The 14,311-nt window shown below is 65.4% G+C and carries 22 protein-coding genes; 3 read left to right on the forward strand and 19 right to left on the reverse strand.

The window, feature by feature from the left end; genetic code table 11:
• Positions 1-34: 34 nt before the first annotated feature.
• The 4 genes from ptsP to QRN67_RS19450 all read right to left on the reverse strand — a co-directional run bounded on the left by ptsP (position 35) and on the right by QRN67_RS19450 (position 3,230).
• A complete protein-coding gene (gene ptsP, locus QRN67_RS19435; protein ID WP_081266135.1) occupies positions 35-1,846 on the reverse strand; it encodes a phosphoenolpyruvate--protein phosphotransferase in 1,812 nt (603 codons plus the stop codon).
• A gap of 10 nt (positions 1,847-1,856) precedes the next feature.
• Positions 1,857-2,126: an HPr family phosphocarrier protein gene (locus QRN67_RS19440; RefSeq protein ID WP_081266134.1), complete on the reverse strand. Its 270-nt coding sequence runs from the start codon at positions 2,124-2,126 to the stop codon at positions 1,857-1,859.
• Positions 2,095-2,550 (reverse strand): PTS sugar transporter subunit IIA, encoded by a 456-nt coding sequence (locus QRN67_RS19445; RefSeq protein ID WP_081266133.1) that lies wholly within the window; start codon positions 2,548-2,550, stop codon positions 2,095-2,097. The genes QRN67_RS19440 and QRN67_RS19445 overlap by 32 nt, the downstream gene beginning before the upstream one ends.
• Positions 2,551-2,693: 143 nt before the next feature.
• Positions 2,694-3,230 carry a hypothetical protein gene (locus QRN67_RS19450; protein ID WP_285413178.1) on the reverse strand — a complete coding sequence of 179 codons (537 nt, stop codon included), beginning with the start codon at positions 3,228-3,230 and terminating at the stop codon, positions 2,694-2,696.
• Between the two features lie 98 nt (positions 3,231-3,328).
• On the opposite strand from QRN67_RS19450, the gene QRN67_RS19455 reads away from it, so the two are divergent.
• Positions 3,329-3,826, forward strand: a complete 498-nt coding sequence (locus QRN67_RS19455) for a TlpA family protein disulfide reductase (RefSeq protein WP_081266131.1) — start codon at positions 3,329-3,331, stop codon at positions 3,824-3,826.
• A gap of 50 nt (positions 3,827-3,876) precedes the next feature.
• Here QRN67_RS19455 and QRN67_RS19460 read toward each other — a convergent pair whose 3' ends face one another.
• The gene (locus QRN67_RS19460; RefSeq protein WP_106936582.1) at positions 3,877-4,323 is read right to left on the reverse strand and encodes a c-type cytochrome; all 447 of its coding nucleotides are present in this window, start codon (positions 4,321-4,323) and stop codon (positions 3,877-3,879) included.
• Positions 4,324-4,477: 154 nt separating this feature from the next.
• Between QRN67_RS19460 and QRN67_RS19465 the strand changes: the two genes are divergently transcribed.
• Both QRN67_RS19465 and QRN67_RS19470 read left to right on the forward strand, forming a co-directional pair.
• Positions 4,478-5,197, forward strand: coding sequence for a cytochrome b/b6 domain-containing protein (locus tag QRN67_RS19465; RefSeq protein ID WP_285413179.1), 720 nt, complete (start codon positions 4,478-4,480; stop codon positions 5,195-5,197).
• The gene (locus tag QRN67_RS19470) at positions 5,194-5,781 is read left to right on the forward strand and encodes a GNAT family N-acetyltransferase (protein ID WP_106936580.1); all 588 of its coding nucleotides are present in this window, start codon (positions 5,194-5,196) and stop codon (positions 5,779-5,781) included. The genes QRN67_RS19465 and QRN67_RS19470 overlap by 4 nt, the downstream gene beginning before the upstream one ends.
• 5 nt (positions 5,782-5,786) lie before the next feature.
• Here the strand turns inward: QRN67_RS19470 and QRN67_RS19475 are convergent, their stop codons facing one another.
• The 14 genes from QRN67_RS19475 to rpsJ form a co-directional block, all read right to left on the reverse strand.
• Complete coding sequence (locus QRN67_RS19475; protein ID WP_081266127.1) at positions 5,787-6,293, reverse strand: peroxiredoxin; 507 nt, start codon at positions 6,291-6,293, stop codon at positions 5,787-5,789.
• Between the two features lie 82 nt (positions 6,294-6,375).
• Complete coding sequence (gene rpsQ / locus QRN67_RS19480; RefSeq protein WP_015867662.1) at positions 6,376-6,645, reverse strand: 30S ribosomal protein S17; 270 nt, start codon at positions 6,643-6,645, stop codon at positions 6,376-6,378.
• Positions 6,646-6,654: 9 nt separating this feature from the next.
• Positions 6,655-6,864 carry a 50S ribosomal protein L29 gene (gene rpmC, locus QRN67_RS19485; protein WP_026284221.1) on the reverse strand — a complete coding sequence of 70 codons (210 nt, stop codon included), beginning with the start codon at positions 6,862-6,864 and terminating at the stop codon, positions 6,655-6,657.
• 55 nt (positions 6,865-6,919) lie between these two features.
• Positions 6,920-7,336, reverse strand: a complete 417-nt coding sequence (rplP, locus tag QRN67_RS19490; protein ID WP_007838137.1) for a 50S ribosomal protein L16 — start codon at positions 7,334-7,336, stop codon at positions 6,920-6,922.
• Positions 7,337-7,388: 52 nt separating this feature from the next.
• Positions 7,389-8,300 carry a 30S ribosomal protein S3 gene (gene rpsC, locus QRN67_RS19495; protein ID WP_081266126.1) on the reverse strand — a complete coding sequence of 304 codons (912 nt, stop codon included), beginning with the start codon at positions 8,298-8,300 and terminating at the stop codon, positions 7,389-7,391.
• Positions 8,301-8,317: 17 nt separating this feature from the next.
• The gene (gene rplV / locus QRN67_RS19500) at positions 8,318-8,650 is read right to left on the reverse strand and encodes a 50S ribosomal protein L22 (RefSeq protein WP_007838134.1); all 333 of its coding nucleotides are present in this window, start codon (positions 8,648-8,650) and stop codon (positions 8,318-8,320) included.
• Between the two features lie 9 nt (positions 8,651-8,659).
• Entirely contained in the window at positions 8,660-8,938 is a 279-nt protein-coding gene (rpsS, locus tag QRN67_RS19505) for a 30S ribosomal protein S19 (RefSeq protein ID WP_007838132.1), read from the reverse strand.
• A gap of 10 nt (positions 8,939-8,948) precedes the next feature.
• Positions 8,949-9,773, reverse strand: coding sequence for a 50S ribosomal protein L2 (gene rplB, locus QRN67_RS19510; protein ID WP_015867666.1), 825 nt, complete (start codon positions 9,771-9,773; stop codon positions 8,949-8,951).
• Between the two features lie 2 nt (positions 9,774-9,775).
• Positions 9,776-10,111 (reverse strand): 50S ribosomal protein L23, encoded by a 336-nt coding sequence (gene rplW, locus QRN67_RS19515; protein WP_007838129.1) that lies wholly within the window; start codon positions 10,109-10,111, stop codon positions 9,776-9,778.
• Positions 10,108-10,728, reverse strand: coding sequence for a 50S ribosomal protein L4 (gene rplD, locus QRN67_RS19520; RefSeq protein WP_081266125.1), 621 nt, complete (start codon positions 10,726-10,728; stop codon positions 10,108-10,110). Before rplD ends, rplW begins: the two co-directional genes overlap by 4 nt.
• A complete protein-coding gene (rplC, locus tag QRN67_RS19525; protein ID WP_081266124.1) occupies positions 10,728-11,408 on the reverse strand; it encodes a 50S ribosomal protein L3 in 681 nt (226 codons plus the stop codon). Before rplC ends, rplD begins: the two co-directional genes overlap by 1 nt.
• Before the next feature lie 224 nt (positions 11,409-11,632).
• Entirely contained in the window at positions 11,633-12,157 is a 525-nt protein-coding gene (locus tag QRN67_RS19530) for a hypothetical protein (protein WP_285413183.1), read from the reverse strand.
• 11 nt (positions 12,158-12,168) lie between these two features.
• Positions 12,169-13,773, reverse strand: a complete 1,605-nt coding sequence (locus tag QRN67_RS19535; RefSeq protein ID WP_285413184.1) for a hypothetical protein — start codon at positions 13,771-13,773, stop codon at positions 12,169-12,171.
• 148 nt (positions 13,774-13,921) lie between these two features.
• Positions 13,922-14,236: a 30S ribosomal protein S10 gene (gene rpsJ, locus QRN67_RS19540; RefSeq protein ID WP_007838118.1), complete on the reverse strand. Its 315-nt coding sequence runs from the start codon at positions 14,234-14,236 to the stop codon at positions 13,922-13,924.
• Positions 14,237-14,311: the final 75 nt, after the last annotated feature.

Below are 14,311 nucleotides of genomic sequence, written 5' to 3' on the forward strand. Positions count from 1 at the left end.
TGGCAATGCGCGGTGCCGCGCGCCACGAAAAGACTCAGCCCGCGAGCGCGGCGGCCGGGTCGTCGGATTCGAGCACGCCCCTGGCCCACGCCTCGAGCTTGCCGGTGTCGGCGCGCAGCACTTCCTGCTTGACCGCGAGGATGCGCGAGGGGTGCATCGAGAAGCTGCGCAGGCCCAGCCCGAGCAGCAGCCGCGTGAACGCCACGTCGCCTGCCATCTCGCCGCACACCGACACGCCCTTGCCCTGCCGGCGGCACTCGGCGATGGTGTCGGCCACGAGCTTGAGCACGGCCGGGTGAGCCGGGTCGTAGAGGTGCGCCACCGACTCGTCGGCGCGGTCGATGGCCAGCGTGTACTGGATCAGGTCGTTGGTGCCGATCGACAGGAAGTCGAAGTGCTTCAGGAAGATGCGCAGCGTGAGCGCCGCGGCCGGTATCTCGATCATGGCGCCGAGCTTGACCGGGCCGTACACCGCGCCGCGGTTGTCGAGCTCGGCCCGCGCGAAGTCGATCAGCGACATGGTCTGGCGGATCTCGCTGGCGTGCGCGAGCATGGGAATCAGCAGGTGGATCTCGCCGTGCGCGGCGGCCCGCAGGATGGCGCGCAGCTGCGTGAGGAACATCGCCGGGTCGGCCAGGCTCCAGCGTATGGCGCGCAGGCCGAGCGCGGGGTTCAGGTGCTCCTGCTTGTTGGCCGACTTGCTGTCCAGCGGCTTGTCGGCGCCCACGTCGATGGTGCGGATGGTGACCGGCATGCCCTGCATGCCCTCGACCGCGCGCTTGTAGGCCTGGTATTGCTCTTCCTCGTCGGGCAGGCGCGTCTGGCGGGCCGAAGATTCGCGGCCCATGAAGAGGAATTCGCTGCGGAACAGCCCGACGCCCACCGCGCCGGCCTTGACGGCGCCCACGGTGTCCTCGGGCATCTCGATGTTGGCCAGCAGCTCGACGCGCTGGCCGTCGAGCGTGACGGCCGGCTTGTGGCGCAGCCGCGCGAGGCGCCCGCGCTCCAGGTCGCCCTGGCGCTGCTTGAAGCCGTATTCGGCCAGGATGATCGGCGAGGGGTCGACGATGACCACGCCGGCATCGCCGTCGATGATGACCCAGTCGTCCTGGCGCACCAGCTGGCTCGCGGTGCGCGCGCCCACCACGGCCGGGATGTCCATGCTGCGCGCGACGATGGCGGTGTGCGAGGTGCGCCCGCCCACGTCGGTCACGAAGCCGGCGAACACGCTCTTCTTGAACTGCAGCATGTCGGCCGGCGACAGGTCGTGCGCGATCAGCACCAGCGGCACGTCGATGCCGTCGCCCGCGGTGGGGTCGTCGTGCTCGTCGTTGTCGTCGACCGGCGCGGCGGCGCGCTTGCGGCGCGGCGGGCTCGGCGCGAGCACGGCGGCCGTGCCCTTCATGCGGTGCAGCAGGCGCTCGACCACCTGCTCGAGGTCGGCCTTGCGCTCGCGCAGGTAGGCGTCTTCCATCTCGTCGAACTGGCGCGCGATGATTTCCAGCTGCGTGGTCAGCGCCCATTCGGCGTTGTAGAGCCGCTCGCTGATCCAGTGCTTGACGCCGCCGCTCAGGGCCTCGTCCTGCAGCAGCATCTGGTGCACCTCGAGCAGCGCGGCGAGTTCGTGCGGCGCGTCGTTGGGGCCCATCTGGGCCACGTTGGCCTGCAGCTTGGTGAGCTCGTCGGCCACCGCGTTGCGCGCGGTGCGCACGCGGTCGATCTCGGTCTCGATCTCTTCGGGCTTGATGAAGTAGTGGGCCACGTCGATGCGGCTCGACACCACCAGCACAGCGCGCCCGATGGCAATGCCACGGGCGACAGGGAGGCCGTGGACTGCGAAGGTCATGGGAGAGTCCTTATTCGCCTTCGCCGAACTTGTCGTCCATGAGATGGACGATGGCGTTCATCGCTTCTTCTTCCTGCGGGCCGTTGGTTTCGAGCTCCACGGTGGAGCCGAGCCCGGCGGCCAGCATCATGACGCCCATGATGCTCTTGGCATTGATGCGGCGGTCGCCGCGCGAGAGCCAGACCTCGCAGGGAAAGCTGCCTGCGAGCTTGGTCAACTTGGCCGATGCGCGTGCATGCAGGCCCAGCTTATTGCTGATGGTCACGGATTTCTTGATCACTGTGCTTTCTCTTCGCCTGGTTCTGGGGAGCGGCCGCCGCCACCTGCATGACACCCGCGGTGCCGCCGGCCAGGGCCCGTTGCACCAGAGTCTCGAGCGGTTCGTGCCGGTAGGTGACGGCGCGCAGCAGCATCGGGAGATTGACCCCCGCCACCAGCCGCGACCGGACGCCGTCCACCAGCTTCTGCGCCACGTTGCAGGGCGTGGCGCCGAACACGTCGGCCAGCACCAGCACCTGCGCGCGGGGCGCGTGCAGCTGCTGAGCGAGCGTGATGCGCGCGGCGGCCAGCGTTTCTTCGGGCGACACGTTGGGCAACACGTCGAGCGCGACGATGGCCTGCTCGCAATCTGGGAACACATGCAGCGCGCACTGCCGCAGCGCATGTGCGAACGGTGAGTGGGCGATGATGAGGATGCTGTTCATGCGGGACGGAGGACGACGCGCCGATTATGCGGGGGCGCCCAGTGGATGTAGATATATGACACAACGCGGCAGCGCGGCAAACCGGACAGTGCCGCCCCAGGGCGAGCGGCACGCGCGGCTATCAAAACAATAGCAGCCTCGCTTCACGGGAGGCGCAGGCCTTCGAAGAAGGTTTGCGAGGCATCGGCCGCGGACGGCTTGCCGAGCACGGTGGCCTGGTAGAGCGCCACGGTGCCGTCTTTCTGCGATTGGGCGAACCACAGCACCTGCACGGGCGCGCCGGCCTGCGCCGGTCGGGCATCCAGCCGCAGCGGCGGCGGCACGGCGGTCGCGCGCTGCACGCTGGCGCTGGTTTCGGTCACCTGCATGCCGCCGAGCTGGGCGCGGGTGGCGGTGCGCCACGCATTGAGCCAGGCTTCGGCCTGCGCCGGCCCGCTGGCCGAAGCGTGCGCGATGGCGAAAGTCGCGCCGCCGGCTTCGCAGCCCGTCATGTCGACCTGCACCGATTCGGCACCGAGCGGCACGGCACGGTTCGCCTTGTCGGCCTTGCAGGGCAGCATCGCGATCAGCCCGGCGTCGCCGACCGGCACGTCGCGCCAGTTGAAGGTGGGGCTGCAGGCGGCGAGCAGGGCCGCCGCGATCAACGCAAGCCAGGAAGATGGAAAGGGCGACGACGGCATGGGGGAGCGATTATCGAGCCGCCCGGGGCCGGCGGGGCTTCGCAAGCACGATCGGGCGGGCGGAACTAAAATCGCGCCGCCCTCCTCTCTACGCTGCCATGAAAAAATACATCGCCGCTGCCGCCGTCGTCATCGCATTGGCCACCGGCGTGGGCGTGTACCTCGGCTCCGGCGCCACCGCCGCCCCGGCCTCGACCTTCGTGCTGCTCGACGGCTCGAAAAAGAGCACGGCCGACCTGAAGGGCAAGGTCACGCTGGTCAACTTCTGGGCCACGAGCTGCGTGACCTGCGTCGGCGAGATGCCCAAGGTCATCGCCACCTACGACAAATACAAGGCCCGGGGCTACGACACGCTGGCAGTGGCCATGAGCTACGACCCGCCGAGCTACGTCGTCAATTTCGCCGAAACGCGCAAGCTGCCGTTCAAGGTGGCGATCGACAACACCGGCAGCGTGGCGCAGGCCTGGGGCGACGTGAAGCTCACGCCGACCACCTACCTGGTCAACAAGCGCGGCGAGATCGTGAAGCGCTATGTGGGCGAGCCCGATTTCGCCGAGCTGCACAAGCTGATCGAGAAACTCCTGGCCGAAGCCTGATCCTTCGGCCGGCAACAAGAAAAAGGCGCTCCGAGGAGCGCCTTTTGTTTTTACTGGTTGCGGAAGCTGTCGTGGCACGCCTTGCAGCTCGCGGCGGTCGGGCCGAACTGGGTCTTCAGCGCGTCGATGTTGCCGGCCTTGGCTGCGACCAGCAGCTTGCCGGTCTCTTCGACCAGCTTCTGCTGACGTTCCTTGAACTTGGCGTCTTCCTTCCACACGTCGGGCCTGGCCTTGCCGCCCTCGGTGCCGGGGCCGAAGGCCGCCCAGGGCAGCTTCGCCATGTCGGCGACCACTTCGGCGTTGGCGGCGGCCATGGCGGCGTCGTAGGGCGCACGGCCGTTGGCCATGGCGCCGAGACGGCTGAAATGCTGGCTCATCACGAACAGCCCGCTCTGGCGGTACTTGATGGCGTCCTCGGGCTTGGCGAACTGGGCCGCGGCGGGCAGGGACATCGCAGCGCAGGCGGCTGCAACGGCGAACGAAGCGAATCGGGTCATCGGGGCTCCTCGTTGGGAAACGCCGTCTGGCGCGGCGCGGCGCGAGTGTAGGTCGCGCCGGCGCCGGGCTCATAGCAACAACCCGAAGCGAATGAGGGTCCGGACTTTGCTAATCTGCGCCTTCCGCAGCATTGCGCCCTCCGCGCCTCCTTCGATGACCGACTCCTCCGTGGCCGCCCCTCGAACGGCCTTCGGCACCGGCACGGCCACCCGGGTCTGGGACCTGCCGACGCGCCTTTTCCACTGGGCGCTGGCCATTGCCGTGATCGGCCTGATCGGCACCGGCCTGAACGGCATCATGGAATGGCACTTCCGCCTGGGCTACGCGGTGCTCGCGCTGCTGCTTTTCCGGCTGGCCTGGGGCTTCGTCGGCGGGCGCTGGTCGCGCTTCGCGGCCTTCGTCTACGGGCCAGGCTCCGTGGTCGCCTATCTGCGCGGGAAGGCTCATCCGGACCATCTGATCGGGCACAACCCGCTGGGCGCCCTGTCGGTTTTCGCCGTGCTGGCCATCCTTGCGCTCCAGGTGGCAACCGGCCTGACGGCAGATGACGAGATTTCGGCCTCCGGACCGCTCACGCGCTTTGTCTCGAGCGAGACGGTGAGCCTGGCCACGAGCTGGCACAAGGCCTGGGGCAAATGGATCGTGATCGCGCTCGCGAGCCTGCACGTGCTGGCCGTGCTGTTCCATGCACTCGTCAAGCGGCACCGGCTGGTGCGGCCGATGGTGACGGGCGACAAGCTGATCGCCGCCGGCGCCGGCGCCGGCGGCAATGTCGCACCGAGCCGCGACGATGCGGCCTCGCGCGCGTTTGCCCTCGTGGTGTTCGCGCTCTGCGCGGGCGTGGCTTACTGGATTTCTTCGTTGCGCATATGAGCTTTTCCGTTTCACGCCCACTGCCGCTGGCGGCCATGCCCGCCGTCGTGCTGCTGACGCCCGAGGAGGCGCACGAGATCGATGCCGTACGCGCGATCTTCCGCGACTATGCGAACTCGCTCGGCATCGACCTCGACTTCCAGGATTTCGAAGGCGAACTGGCCGGCCTGCCGGGCGAATATGCCGAGCCGCGCGGCACGCTGCTGCTGGCGCTGGTCGATCCGGTCAACGTGAAGGAAGACGCCGGCCGCCAGGCGCCGACCCTGAAACGCGCCGACGGCACGCTGGCGCACGTGGCGGGATGCTGCGCGCTGCGTCCGCTGGACAGCGCGGACTACGCCAACGCGGCCGAGATGAAGCGCCTGTATGTGCGCCCCGGTTTCCGCGGACTGGGCCTGGGCCGGCAGCTGGCCGAGGCGATCCTCGATGCCGCGCGCAGCTCTGGCTACGGCTGCGTGCTGCTCGACACCCTCGACGACATGGAGTCGGCGCGGGCCCTCTACGAAGACCTGGGCTTCGCGGAGGTGCCGCCCTACTATCACAACCCCGTCGCCGGGGCCCACTACCTGAAGGTGGATCTCTAGCCGGATCAGCCGCGGGCTTGCGCCAGCAGGGTCTCGGCGTTGCTCACTTCGAACTTGCCGGGCGCTTCGACGTTCAGCGTCGCGACCTTGCCGTCCTTCACGAGCATCGAATAACGGTTGCTGCGCAGACCCATGCCGCGGCCGGTCAGGTCGAGCGTGAGGCCGGTGGCCTTGGCGAAATCGGCGCTGCCGTCGGCCAGCATGCGCACCTTGGCGCCGGTCTTCTGGTCGCGCGCCCAGGCGCCCATCACGAAAGCATCGTTCACGCTCACGCACCAGATCTCGTCCACGCCGGCAGCCTTGAAGTCGTCGAAGTGCTGCACGTAGCCCGGCACGTGCTTGGCCGAGCAGGTGGGCGTGAAGGCGCCCGGCAGCGCGAACAGCGCGATGGTCTTGCCGGCCGAAGCCTTGGCCACGTCCACGGCGTTCGGGCCGATGCTGCAGCCCTCGCCCTCGACTTCGGAATATTCCTGCAGGGTGGCCGCGGGAAGGGTGTCGCCGACTTTGATCATTCGATGTGCTCCAGAAAAAGAAAAACGGCCCACATTGTGGGCCGTTTCCGGATTGGTTGCCCCAGGGGGCACCAATGATTGATCAGACCAGGACGGCCTTCTCGACCAGACGGGTCACGACCCAGTTCTTGGTCTTCGAGATCGGACGGCTTTCCGTGATCTCGATGGTGTCGCCCAGCTTGTACTCGCCCTTTTCGTCATGGGCGTGGTACTTGCTCGTCTTGGCCACGATCTTGCCGTAGAGCTCGTGCTTCACACGGCGCTCGACCAGCACGGTCACGGTCTTGGCACGCTTGTCGCTGACCACCTTGCCGATCAAGGTGCGCTTGAGGGATTTTTTAGCTTCCGTCATGTTCACTCCTTACTTGGCGGCTTGGGTTTCTTGCTGCTTCTGCGCAAGAATGGTCTTGGCGCGTGCGATGTCGCGACGCGTCACGCGCAGCGTCGAGGTGTTCGACAGCTGTTGCGTGGCCTTCTGCATACGCAGGCCGAAATGGGCCTTCTGCAGATCCTTGATTTCGGCTTGCAGGCCTGCGACGTCCTTCGTGCGCAGGGTTGCGGCCTTCGTCACCTTGGCCGGAGCCGCGGTTTCTTTCTTCTTACGGGTTGCCATAAGTGTTCTCCTCTCAGGCGCCGAGCTGGCGAGCGACGAAAGTCGTACGCAGCGGAAGCTTGGCGGCGGCCAGGCGGAACGCTTCGCGGGCGAGTTCTTCGGGCACGCCGACGATCTCGAACACGATCTTGCCAGGCTGGATTTCAGCGACGTAGTACTCGGGGTTGCCCTTACCGTTACCCATCCGCACTTCTGCGGGCTTGGTCGAGATCGGCTTGTCCGGGAACACGCGGATCCAGATACGGCCACCGCGCTTCACGTGACGCGAAATCGCGCGACGAGCGGCTTCGATCTGGCGCGCCGTGAGGCGGCCGCGGTCGGTGCATTTGAGACCGAAGTCACCGAACGCAACCGAGTTACCCGTGGTTGCGATGCCGGTGTTGCGGCCCTTTTGTTCCTTGCGGAACTTTCTGCGTGCAGGTTGCAGCATGTTTTATTACTCCGTGAGGGCCCCAGGCACTTGCGTGCCCGGGAGCGACCGATTACTCGGTCTTGGCACCGTCCGCTGCTGCAGCGGGCGCGGCTTTGCGGACGCGCTTAACGGCGGGTTTCGAGTCTGCACCGGCACCGCCGGTTGCTTCTGCGGGCTTGTCGCTGCCATCGGCCGGAGCGGTGTTGCCACCGATCGGGCCGCGGCCGCCGGCACGGGGGCCGGGACCACGACGGTCGCCACCCGGACGGTCGCCAGGGCGACCGTCACGGCGCGGACCGCGCGGACGACGTTCTTCTTCGGGACGCGGCGTTTCGACGGCCGGCAGGTCGTTACGACCCAGCGTGTCGCCCTTGTAGACCCAGACCTTGACGCCGATGACGCCGTAGGTGGTCTTGGCTTCCGAGGTGCCGTAGTCGATGTCGGCGCGCAGGGTGTGAAGCGGCACGCGGCCTTCGCGGTACCACTCGGTACGAGCGATTTCGATGCCGTTCAGGCGGCCAGCCGACATGATCTTGATGCCCAGGGCACCCAGACGCATGGCGTTCTGCATGGCGCGCTTCATGGCGCGGCGGAACATGATCCGCTTTTCGAGCTGCTGCGTGATGCTGTCGGCGATCAGCTGCGCATCGATTTCGGGCTTGCGCACTTCTTCGATGTTGACCGCAACCGGCACGCCGAGCTGCTTGCCCAGTTCGCGCTTGAGGTTCTCGATGTCTTCGCCCTTCTTGCCGATCACGACGCCCGGACGTGCCGAGTAGATCGTGATGCGTGCGTTCTTGGCGGGACGTTCGATCATGACGCGCGACACCGAAGCGTTCTTCAGCTTCTTCTTCAGGTATTCGCGAACCTTGATGTCTTCGGCCAGCATGCCCGCGAAATCGCGGTCGCTTGCGTACCAGCGGCTGGACCAGTTACGGGTAACCGCAAGGCGGAACCCGGTTGGGTGGATTTTCTGTCCCATATTTCTTCCAGGCCTTCTTAGTTGCCAACCGTCACGTACACATGGCACGTGGGCTTGCTGATGCGATTGCCGCGACCCTTGGCCCGCGCGGTGAAGCGCTTGAGCGTTGCACCTTGCTCGACGTAGATGGTCTTGACCTTCAGCTCGTCGATGTCGGCACCGTCGTTGTGCTCGGCGTTGGCGATAGCCGACTCCAGCACCTTCTTGATGATCACAGCGGCCTTCTTCTGCGTGAACTGCAGAACGTTGAGCGCTTGATCGACCTTCTTGCCGCGGATCAGGTCAGCGACCAGACGGCCCTTGTCGACCGACAGGCGGACACCGCGGAGGACTGCACGTGTTTCAGACATGGTCGTTCCTTACTTCTTCTGGACTTTTTTGTCCGCGGGGTGCCCCTTGAACGTACGCGTGAGCGCAAATTCGCCGAGCTTGTGGCCGACCATCTGGTCGGTGATGTACACGGGCACGTGTTGCTTGCCGTTGTGCACGGCGATGGTCAGACCGATGAACTCGGGCAGAACCATCGAGCGGCGCGACCAGGTCTTGATCGGCTTCTTGTCCTTGGTCGTCACGGCCTTGTCGGCCTTGGCCACGAGGTGGTGGTCGACGAAAGGACCCTTTTTGAGAGAGCGAGTCATTGGCTATCCCTTACTTCTTGCGACGCGACACGATGAAGACCTGCGTGCGCTTGTTGTTACGGGTGCGATAGCCCTTGGTCAGGTTGCCCCATGGGTCGACAGGATGGCGGCCTTCGCCAGTCTTGCCTTCGCCACCACCGTGCGGGTGGTCGACCGGGTTCATCACCACGCCGCGAACGGTCGGGCGAATACCCATGTGACGCTTCACACCGGCCTTGCCGAGCTGGCGCAGGCTGTGTTCTTCGTTGGCAACTTCACCGATGGTCGCGCGGCATTCGATGTGAATGCGGCGGACTTCGCCCGAACGCATGCGGACCTGGGCGTAGACGCCTTCACGGGCCAGCAGCGTGGCCGAGGTACCGGCCGAACGAGCGATCTGCGCGCCCTTGCCGGGTTGCAGTTCGATGCAGTGGATCGTCGAGCCGACCGGGATGTTGCGGATCGGCAGGGTGTTGCCGGCGCGGATCGGCGCTTCGGAGCCCGACAGCAGCGTTGCACCGGCTTCCAGACCGCGCGGGGCGATGATGTAGCGGCGCTCGCCGTCGGCGTAGCAGACCAGAGCGATGTGGGCGGTACGGTTCGGGTCGTATTCGATGCGTTCGACCTTGGCCGGGATGCCGTCCTTGTTGCGCACGAAGTCGACGACGCGGTAGTGGTGCTTGGCACCGCCGCCACGATGACGGATCGTGATGTGACCGTTGTTGTTACGGCCGGCCTTCTGGAACTGGGGTTCCAGCAGGGGAGCGTGAGGAGCACCCTTGAACAGGTGGTCACGCGAGATCTTCACCGCGCCGCGTTGGCCCGGCGAAGTGGGTTTCATCTTGATGACGGCCATGATTAAGCGCCTTCCCCGACGAGGTTGAGCTCTTGACCCGGCTTCAGGGTCACATAGGCCTTGCGCACGTTGTCGCGGCGGCCGATGGACTTGCCAAAGCGCTTGGTCTTGCCCTTGGTGTTGAGCACCGACACGCCCTGGACTTCGACCTTGAACATCAGTTCGACAGCGGCCTTGATCTCGGGCTTGGTGGCGTCTTGCAGCACCTTGAAAGTGACAGCGTTCGACTTCTCGCCGACCATCGTGGCCTTTTCGGACACGATCGGAGCGACCAGCACCGCCATCAGGCGGCCTTCTTCGAACGTACGTTCAGCGGCGGTAGGGTTCACGCGGCTCATGCGAACATCTCCTTGAGCTTGTCGACGGCACCCTTGGTGACCAGCACCTTCTTGTAGTGAACCAGCGACACCGGATCGGCGTAGCGGGGTTCGACCACGAGAACGTTCACCAGATTGCGCGAGGCAAGGTACAGGTTTTCGTCGACTTCTTCGGCGATCACGAGCACGGACTCGAGATTCATCGCCTTGAAACGGGCAGCCAGCGGCTTGGTCTTGGGCGAATCGACCTTGATCGAGTCGACCACGGCCAGACGGCCTTCGCGAGCGAGTTGCGAGAAGATGGACGCCATGCCGGCGCGGTACATCTTCTTGTTGATCTTCTGCGAGAAGTTTTCGTCAGGCATGTTCGGGAAGATGCGACCACCCCCGCGCCACAGCGGCGAGGACGTCATACCGGCGCGGGCGCGGCCCGTTCCCTTTTGCTTGAAAGGCTTCTTGGTCGAGTGCTTGACCTGTTCGCGGTCCTTCTGGGCGCGCGTGCCTTGGCGGGCGTTGGCCTGGAATGCAACGACGATCTGGTGGACCAGGTCTTCGTTGTAGTCACGGCCGAACACGGTCTCGGGGGCGTCGTACTTCGACGCGGCCTGGCCTTGTTCGTTCAGGAGTTCGAGTTGCATTACTTCGCTCCTTCAGCCGCTTGCGGCTTGGCCTTGATGGCGGGACGCACGGTGACGAAGCCACCCTTCGAACCCGGGATCGCGCCCTTGATGAGCAGCAGTTGGCGTGCTTCGTCGATGCGGAACACGTCGAGGTTTTGCGTCGTGCGGGTGACGTCGCCGAGGTGGCCCGTCATGCGCTTGCCGGGGAACACGCGACCGGGGTCTTGTGCCATACCGATCGAGCCGGGAACGTTGTGCGAACGGCTGTTACCGTGCGACGCGCGTTGCGAGCTCATGTTGTGACGCTTGATCGTGCCAGCGTAGCCCTTGCCGATGGAGGTGCCTTGCACGTCCACCTTCTGGCCCACGGTGAAAACGCTGTTCACGGCGATCACGCCGCCAGCCTTGTGCTGACCTGCGGTATCGGCGGTAACGCGGAATTCCTGGATGATTTCGCCTGCTTCGACACCCGCCTTGGCGAGGTGGCCGGCTTCGGGCTTGGTCACGCGCGATGCTTTGCGCGAACCGAACGTCACTTGCAGGGCGACGTAGCCATCGGTCTCTTGGGACTTGATCTGGGTCACACGGTTGTTGGACACATCCACCACCGTGACAGGAACTGCGTCCCCGTCATCGGTGAAGAGACGCATCATCCCCACCTTGCGGCCCAGCAACCCGAGGGAGTTGCTCAGACTCATATGTTTTCTCCAAAAATGGAAATCCTCTTCCGCCACTGCCACTTCAATTGGCAACAGCGTTTGCCAGATTTCTCCGGCTACGGAAGAAGGTTGATAAATCCCTGCCCGCATGGCGCCTTGCGGACGCAACAAGGGCAGAGCCAGCGATTATAGCCCGCGATGCGCAGGCCATGCAAGCGGCCGCTCAGGCCCCTTGTTCAGGGCCTCGAGCGCAGGTTTCCCGCTTATTGAGCGGGCAGCGAGATGATCTTTTCGCCGCCGGGCACGGCCTTCACCTCGCCCGCCGGCTTCATGGAAGGCGCATCCGAGCCGGTCTGCACAGGAATGGAAACGGCGCTGCGCGCGTTGCCCTGCGCGATGAAGACGTTCAGATAGGCGATGCCTTCGCGGTCGCTCACCACCGTGACGGTGGCGCTGGTACGTGCGCCTGGCGACAAAGTCAGCGTGTTGCTGCCCGACAACGTCAGCCCGGCGTCCGGGCTCAGGCGCACGGTCGCGCCGTCGGGGCTGGTGACGCCATCGAACTGGAGGGTGATGGCCGTCGGCTTGCCCACCTGGGGATTGCCGCTGAATTGGTACTGCAACGTGACGCCGGAGTCGTTGGACTTTCTGGACGCGGTGACCACGGGCTGGGCCGCCGGCTGCCTGGCGCCTCGCGAGCCCGGCATGCCGTCGGCCAGGGCTGGCGCCGACGCCGTTGCCAGCGCAAGCCATGCCAGCGCCATCGTCGAATGGGTGCGGATGTTCATGGCGAGCCTTCCTATTGAACGAGAACGGAGAAACACCTTGGCGGCAGATTGTTCGCGCCGGACACCGGCGCATCGTCGCGCACCGCAAGAACGTAGTCACCGGCGCCCAGGCTGACCTTGTTGCTGCTTCTCGCGATCAATCCGCCCTTGAAGAGGTCGAAGTTCGGCAGGCCGCTCCCTCCGGTGAGCTGGATCGTGTAGTCGCGGCTCGCAGGTGCATTGAAGGCAAGGTACGAAATGTTGCCGAGCTTGTTGACGGTACCTGCCACGTTGGAGATGCAGGCAACGTTGGACGCCAGAACGCCGACCGCCACGGGCGTGTACAAAGGCAGCACGCCGGGAACCGGCGTGGCGGCAGCACTGTCATCGCTCGTTTCACCGACGCCGTAGGCATCGGTGGACGTGATGCCCTGCCCCGCGAGCAGGGTTTTCAGCGCGGGCGCGCTCCCCGGGGCGACCGCATTGAACACCGAGGAGAACAGGTGGATCGACGTGACGGGCGTCGCACTGCGGAACTGGAAGCTCGTCATCGCGTCGTTGATCGGCTTGAATCCGACCTGCTGGTTCAGGTTCCAGAGAATGGACTGGATCGAAACCTCCCGGTACCAGCCGGGATTGGTCGATGGACCGGCCCTCAGGTCCACCGATATGGAATCGGTCGCCTGGCCGGGTCCGCGGGAATCCACATAGGTGCTTCGGTCCAGCGCAATGCCCGACCAGGCATTGCCCCACCCTTCCGAGAACGCCAGCCGGCGGTCGACCCGGTCACTGCCCGAATGCTCCCCGCCCGGCGAGTCGTCGCGGCTGAACGACGACTGGTAGTAGTGCCCCCATTCGTGCGCGATCACCGGCGAGTCGAATTCGTCGGTGTCGACGCCTTCCTTGCCCAACACGTAGATCTCGCGGCCGGTGCTCTTGCTGACGAAGTAGGTGGTGGTGATCTGGCCCAGCGCCGGATTGCCGGGCGATGGTGCGTTGTTGGGGCTCCAGTACACGCGCAACGACGGGAAAGACGTGGCAGGCGCGACCGACAGCACCTTCTGCATTGCCGTGTAGACCGTGTCGAGGATTGCAAAGGGCGCCGCCACACGCTGCGAGGCATACCTGGAACCGTCCCAGCCGGTTGCCGCCCGCAGGTCACGGGTCGATGACGCAGTGCCCGACGAGAACGCCGCCGTCTGCATCGAATACAAGGCGTTGCCCTGGGTGTTGTCGCGCACGCTGACATCCCAGGCCGCGCCGGGTGCGGTGCGGGTCAACTGGGCCCTCACGCGCACGATCACGGTTGAATTCGCCGGCACGCTCACCGAATAGGCGCCGTTGTCGTCGGTCGTGGCGACCGCGAGTTGCGCAGAAGTGGCGGCATCGACCACCTCCAGCGACGCGCCTCGCACAGGCTTGACGGACGTGGATGCATACACGAGGTTGCCGTTCGGATTGGGAACGGATTCGTAGGTGGCCGTGCCTGTCAGGGTAACTGGACCCGCGCTCACCGGCGGCAGAAAAGGCAACACGCCCACGCCACCGCCTCCCCCTCCTCCACCGCCGCCGCAGCCAGCCAGCAACGCCGTTGCAACGCATGCCGACGCAAACGCATAAGAGAACTTGTAGTTCATGACTGGTGCTGCCCTCGTTTCAGCCTCCGGTCGATACGCCGGAGTTGCCGCCGCGCGAGGATGCCATATCTGGGCAGAAAAGCACAAAGCCCGCCTGCATTTCTGCGGGCGGGCCTTGCTGAAAACACGACGAGTGTCGTGCTTCTTCTTACTGCAGCTTGATCTCGACGTCCACGCCGGCCGGCAGGTCGAGCTTCATCAGCGCGTCCACGGTCTTGTCGGTCGGGTCGACGATGTCCATCAGGCGCTGGTGCGTGCGGATTTCCAGCTGGTCGCGCGACGTCTTGTTGACGTGCGGCGAACGCAGGATGTCGAAACGCTTCATGCGGGTCGGCAGGGGCACGGGGCCCTTGACGATCGCACCGGTACGCTTGGCGGTGTCAACGATTTCGGCTGCCGATTGGTCGATCAGCTTGTAGTCGAATGCCTTCAGGCGGATGCGGATTTTTTGCTTGGTTGCCATGGTGATTCCTTTGCGTCCGGCTTAGATGTCGAGGATCTTGGCAACGACGCCCGAACCCACGGTGCGGCCGCCTTC

The organism is Variovorax sp. efr-133-TYG-130 (assembly GCF_030208835.1).
Classification (GTDB): Bacteria; Pseudomonadota; Gammaproteobacteria; order Burkholderiales; family Burkholderiaceae_C; genus Variovorax.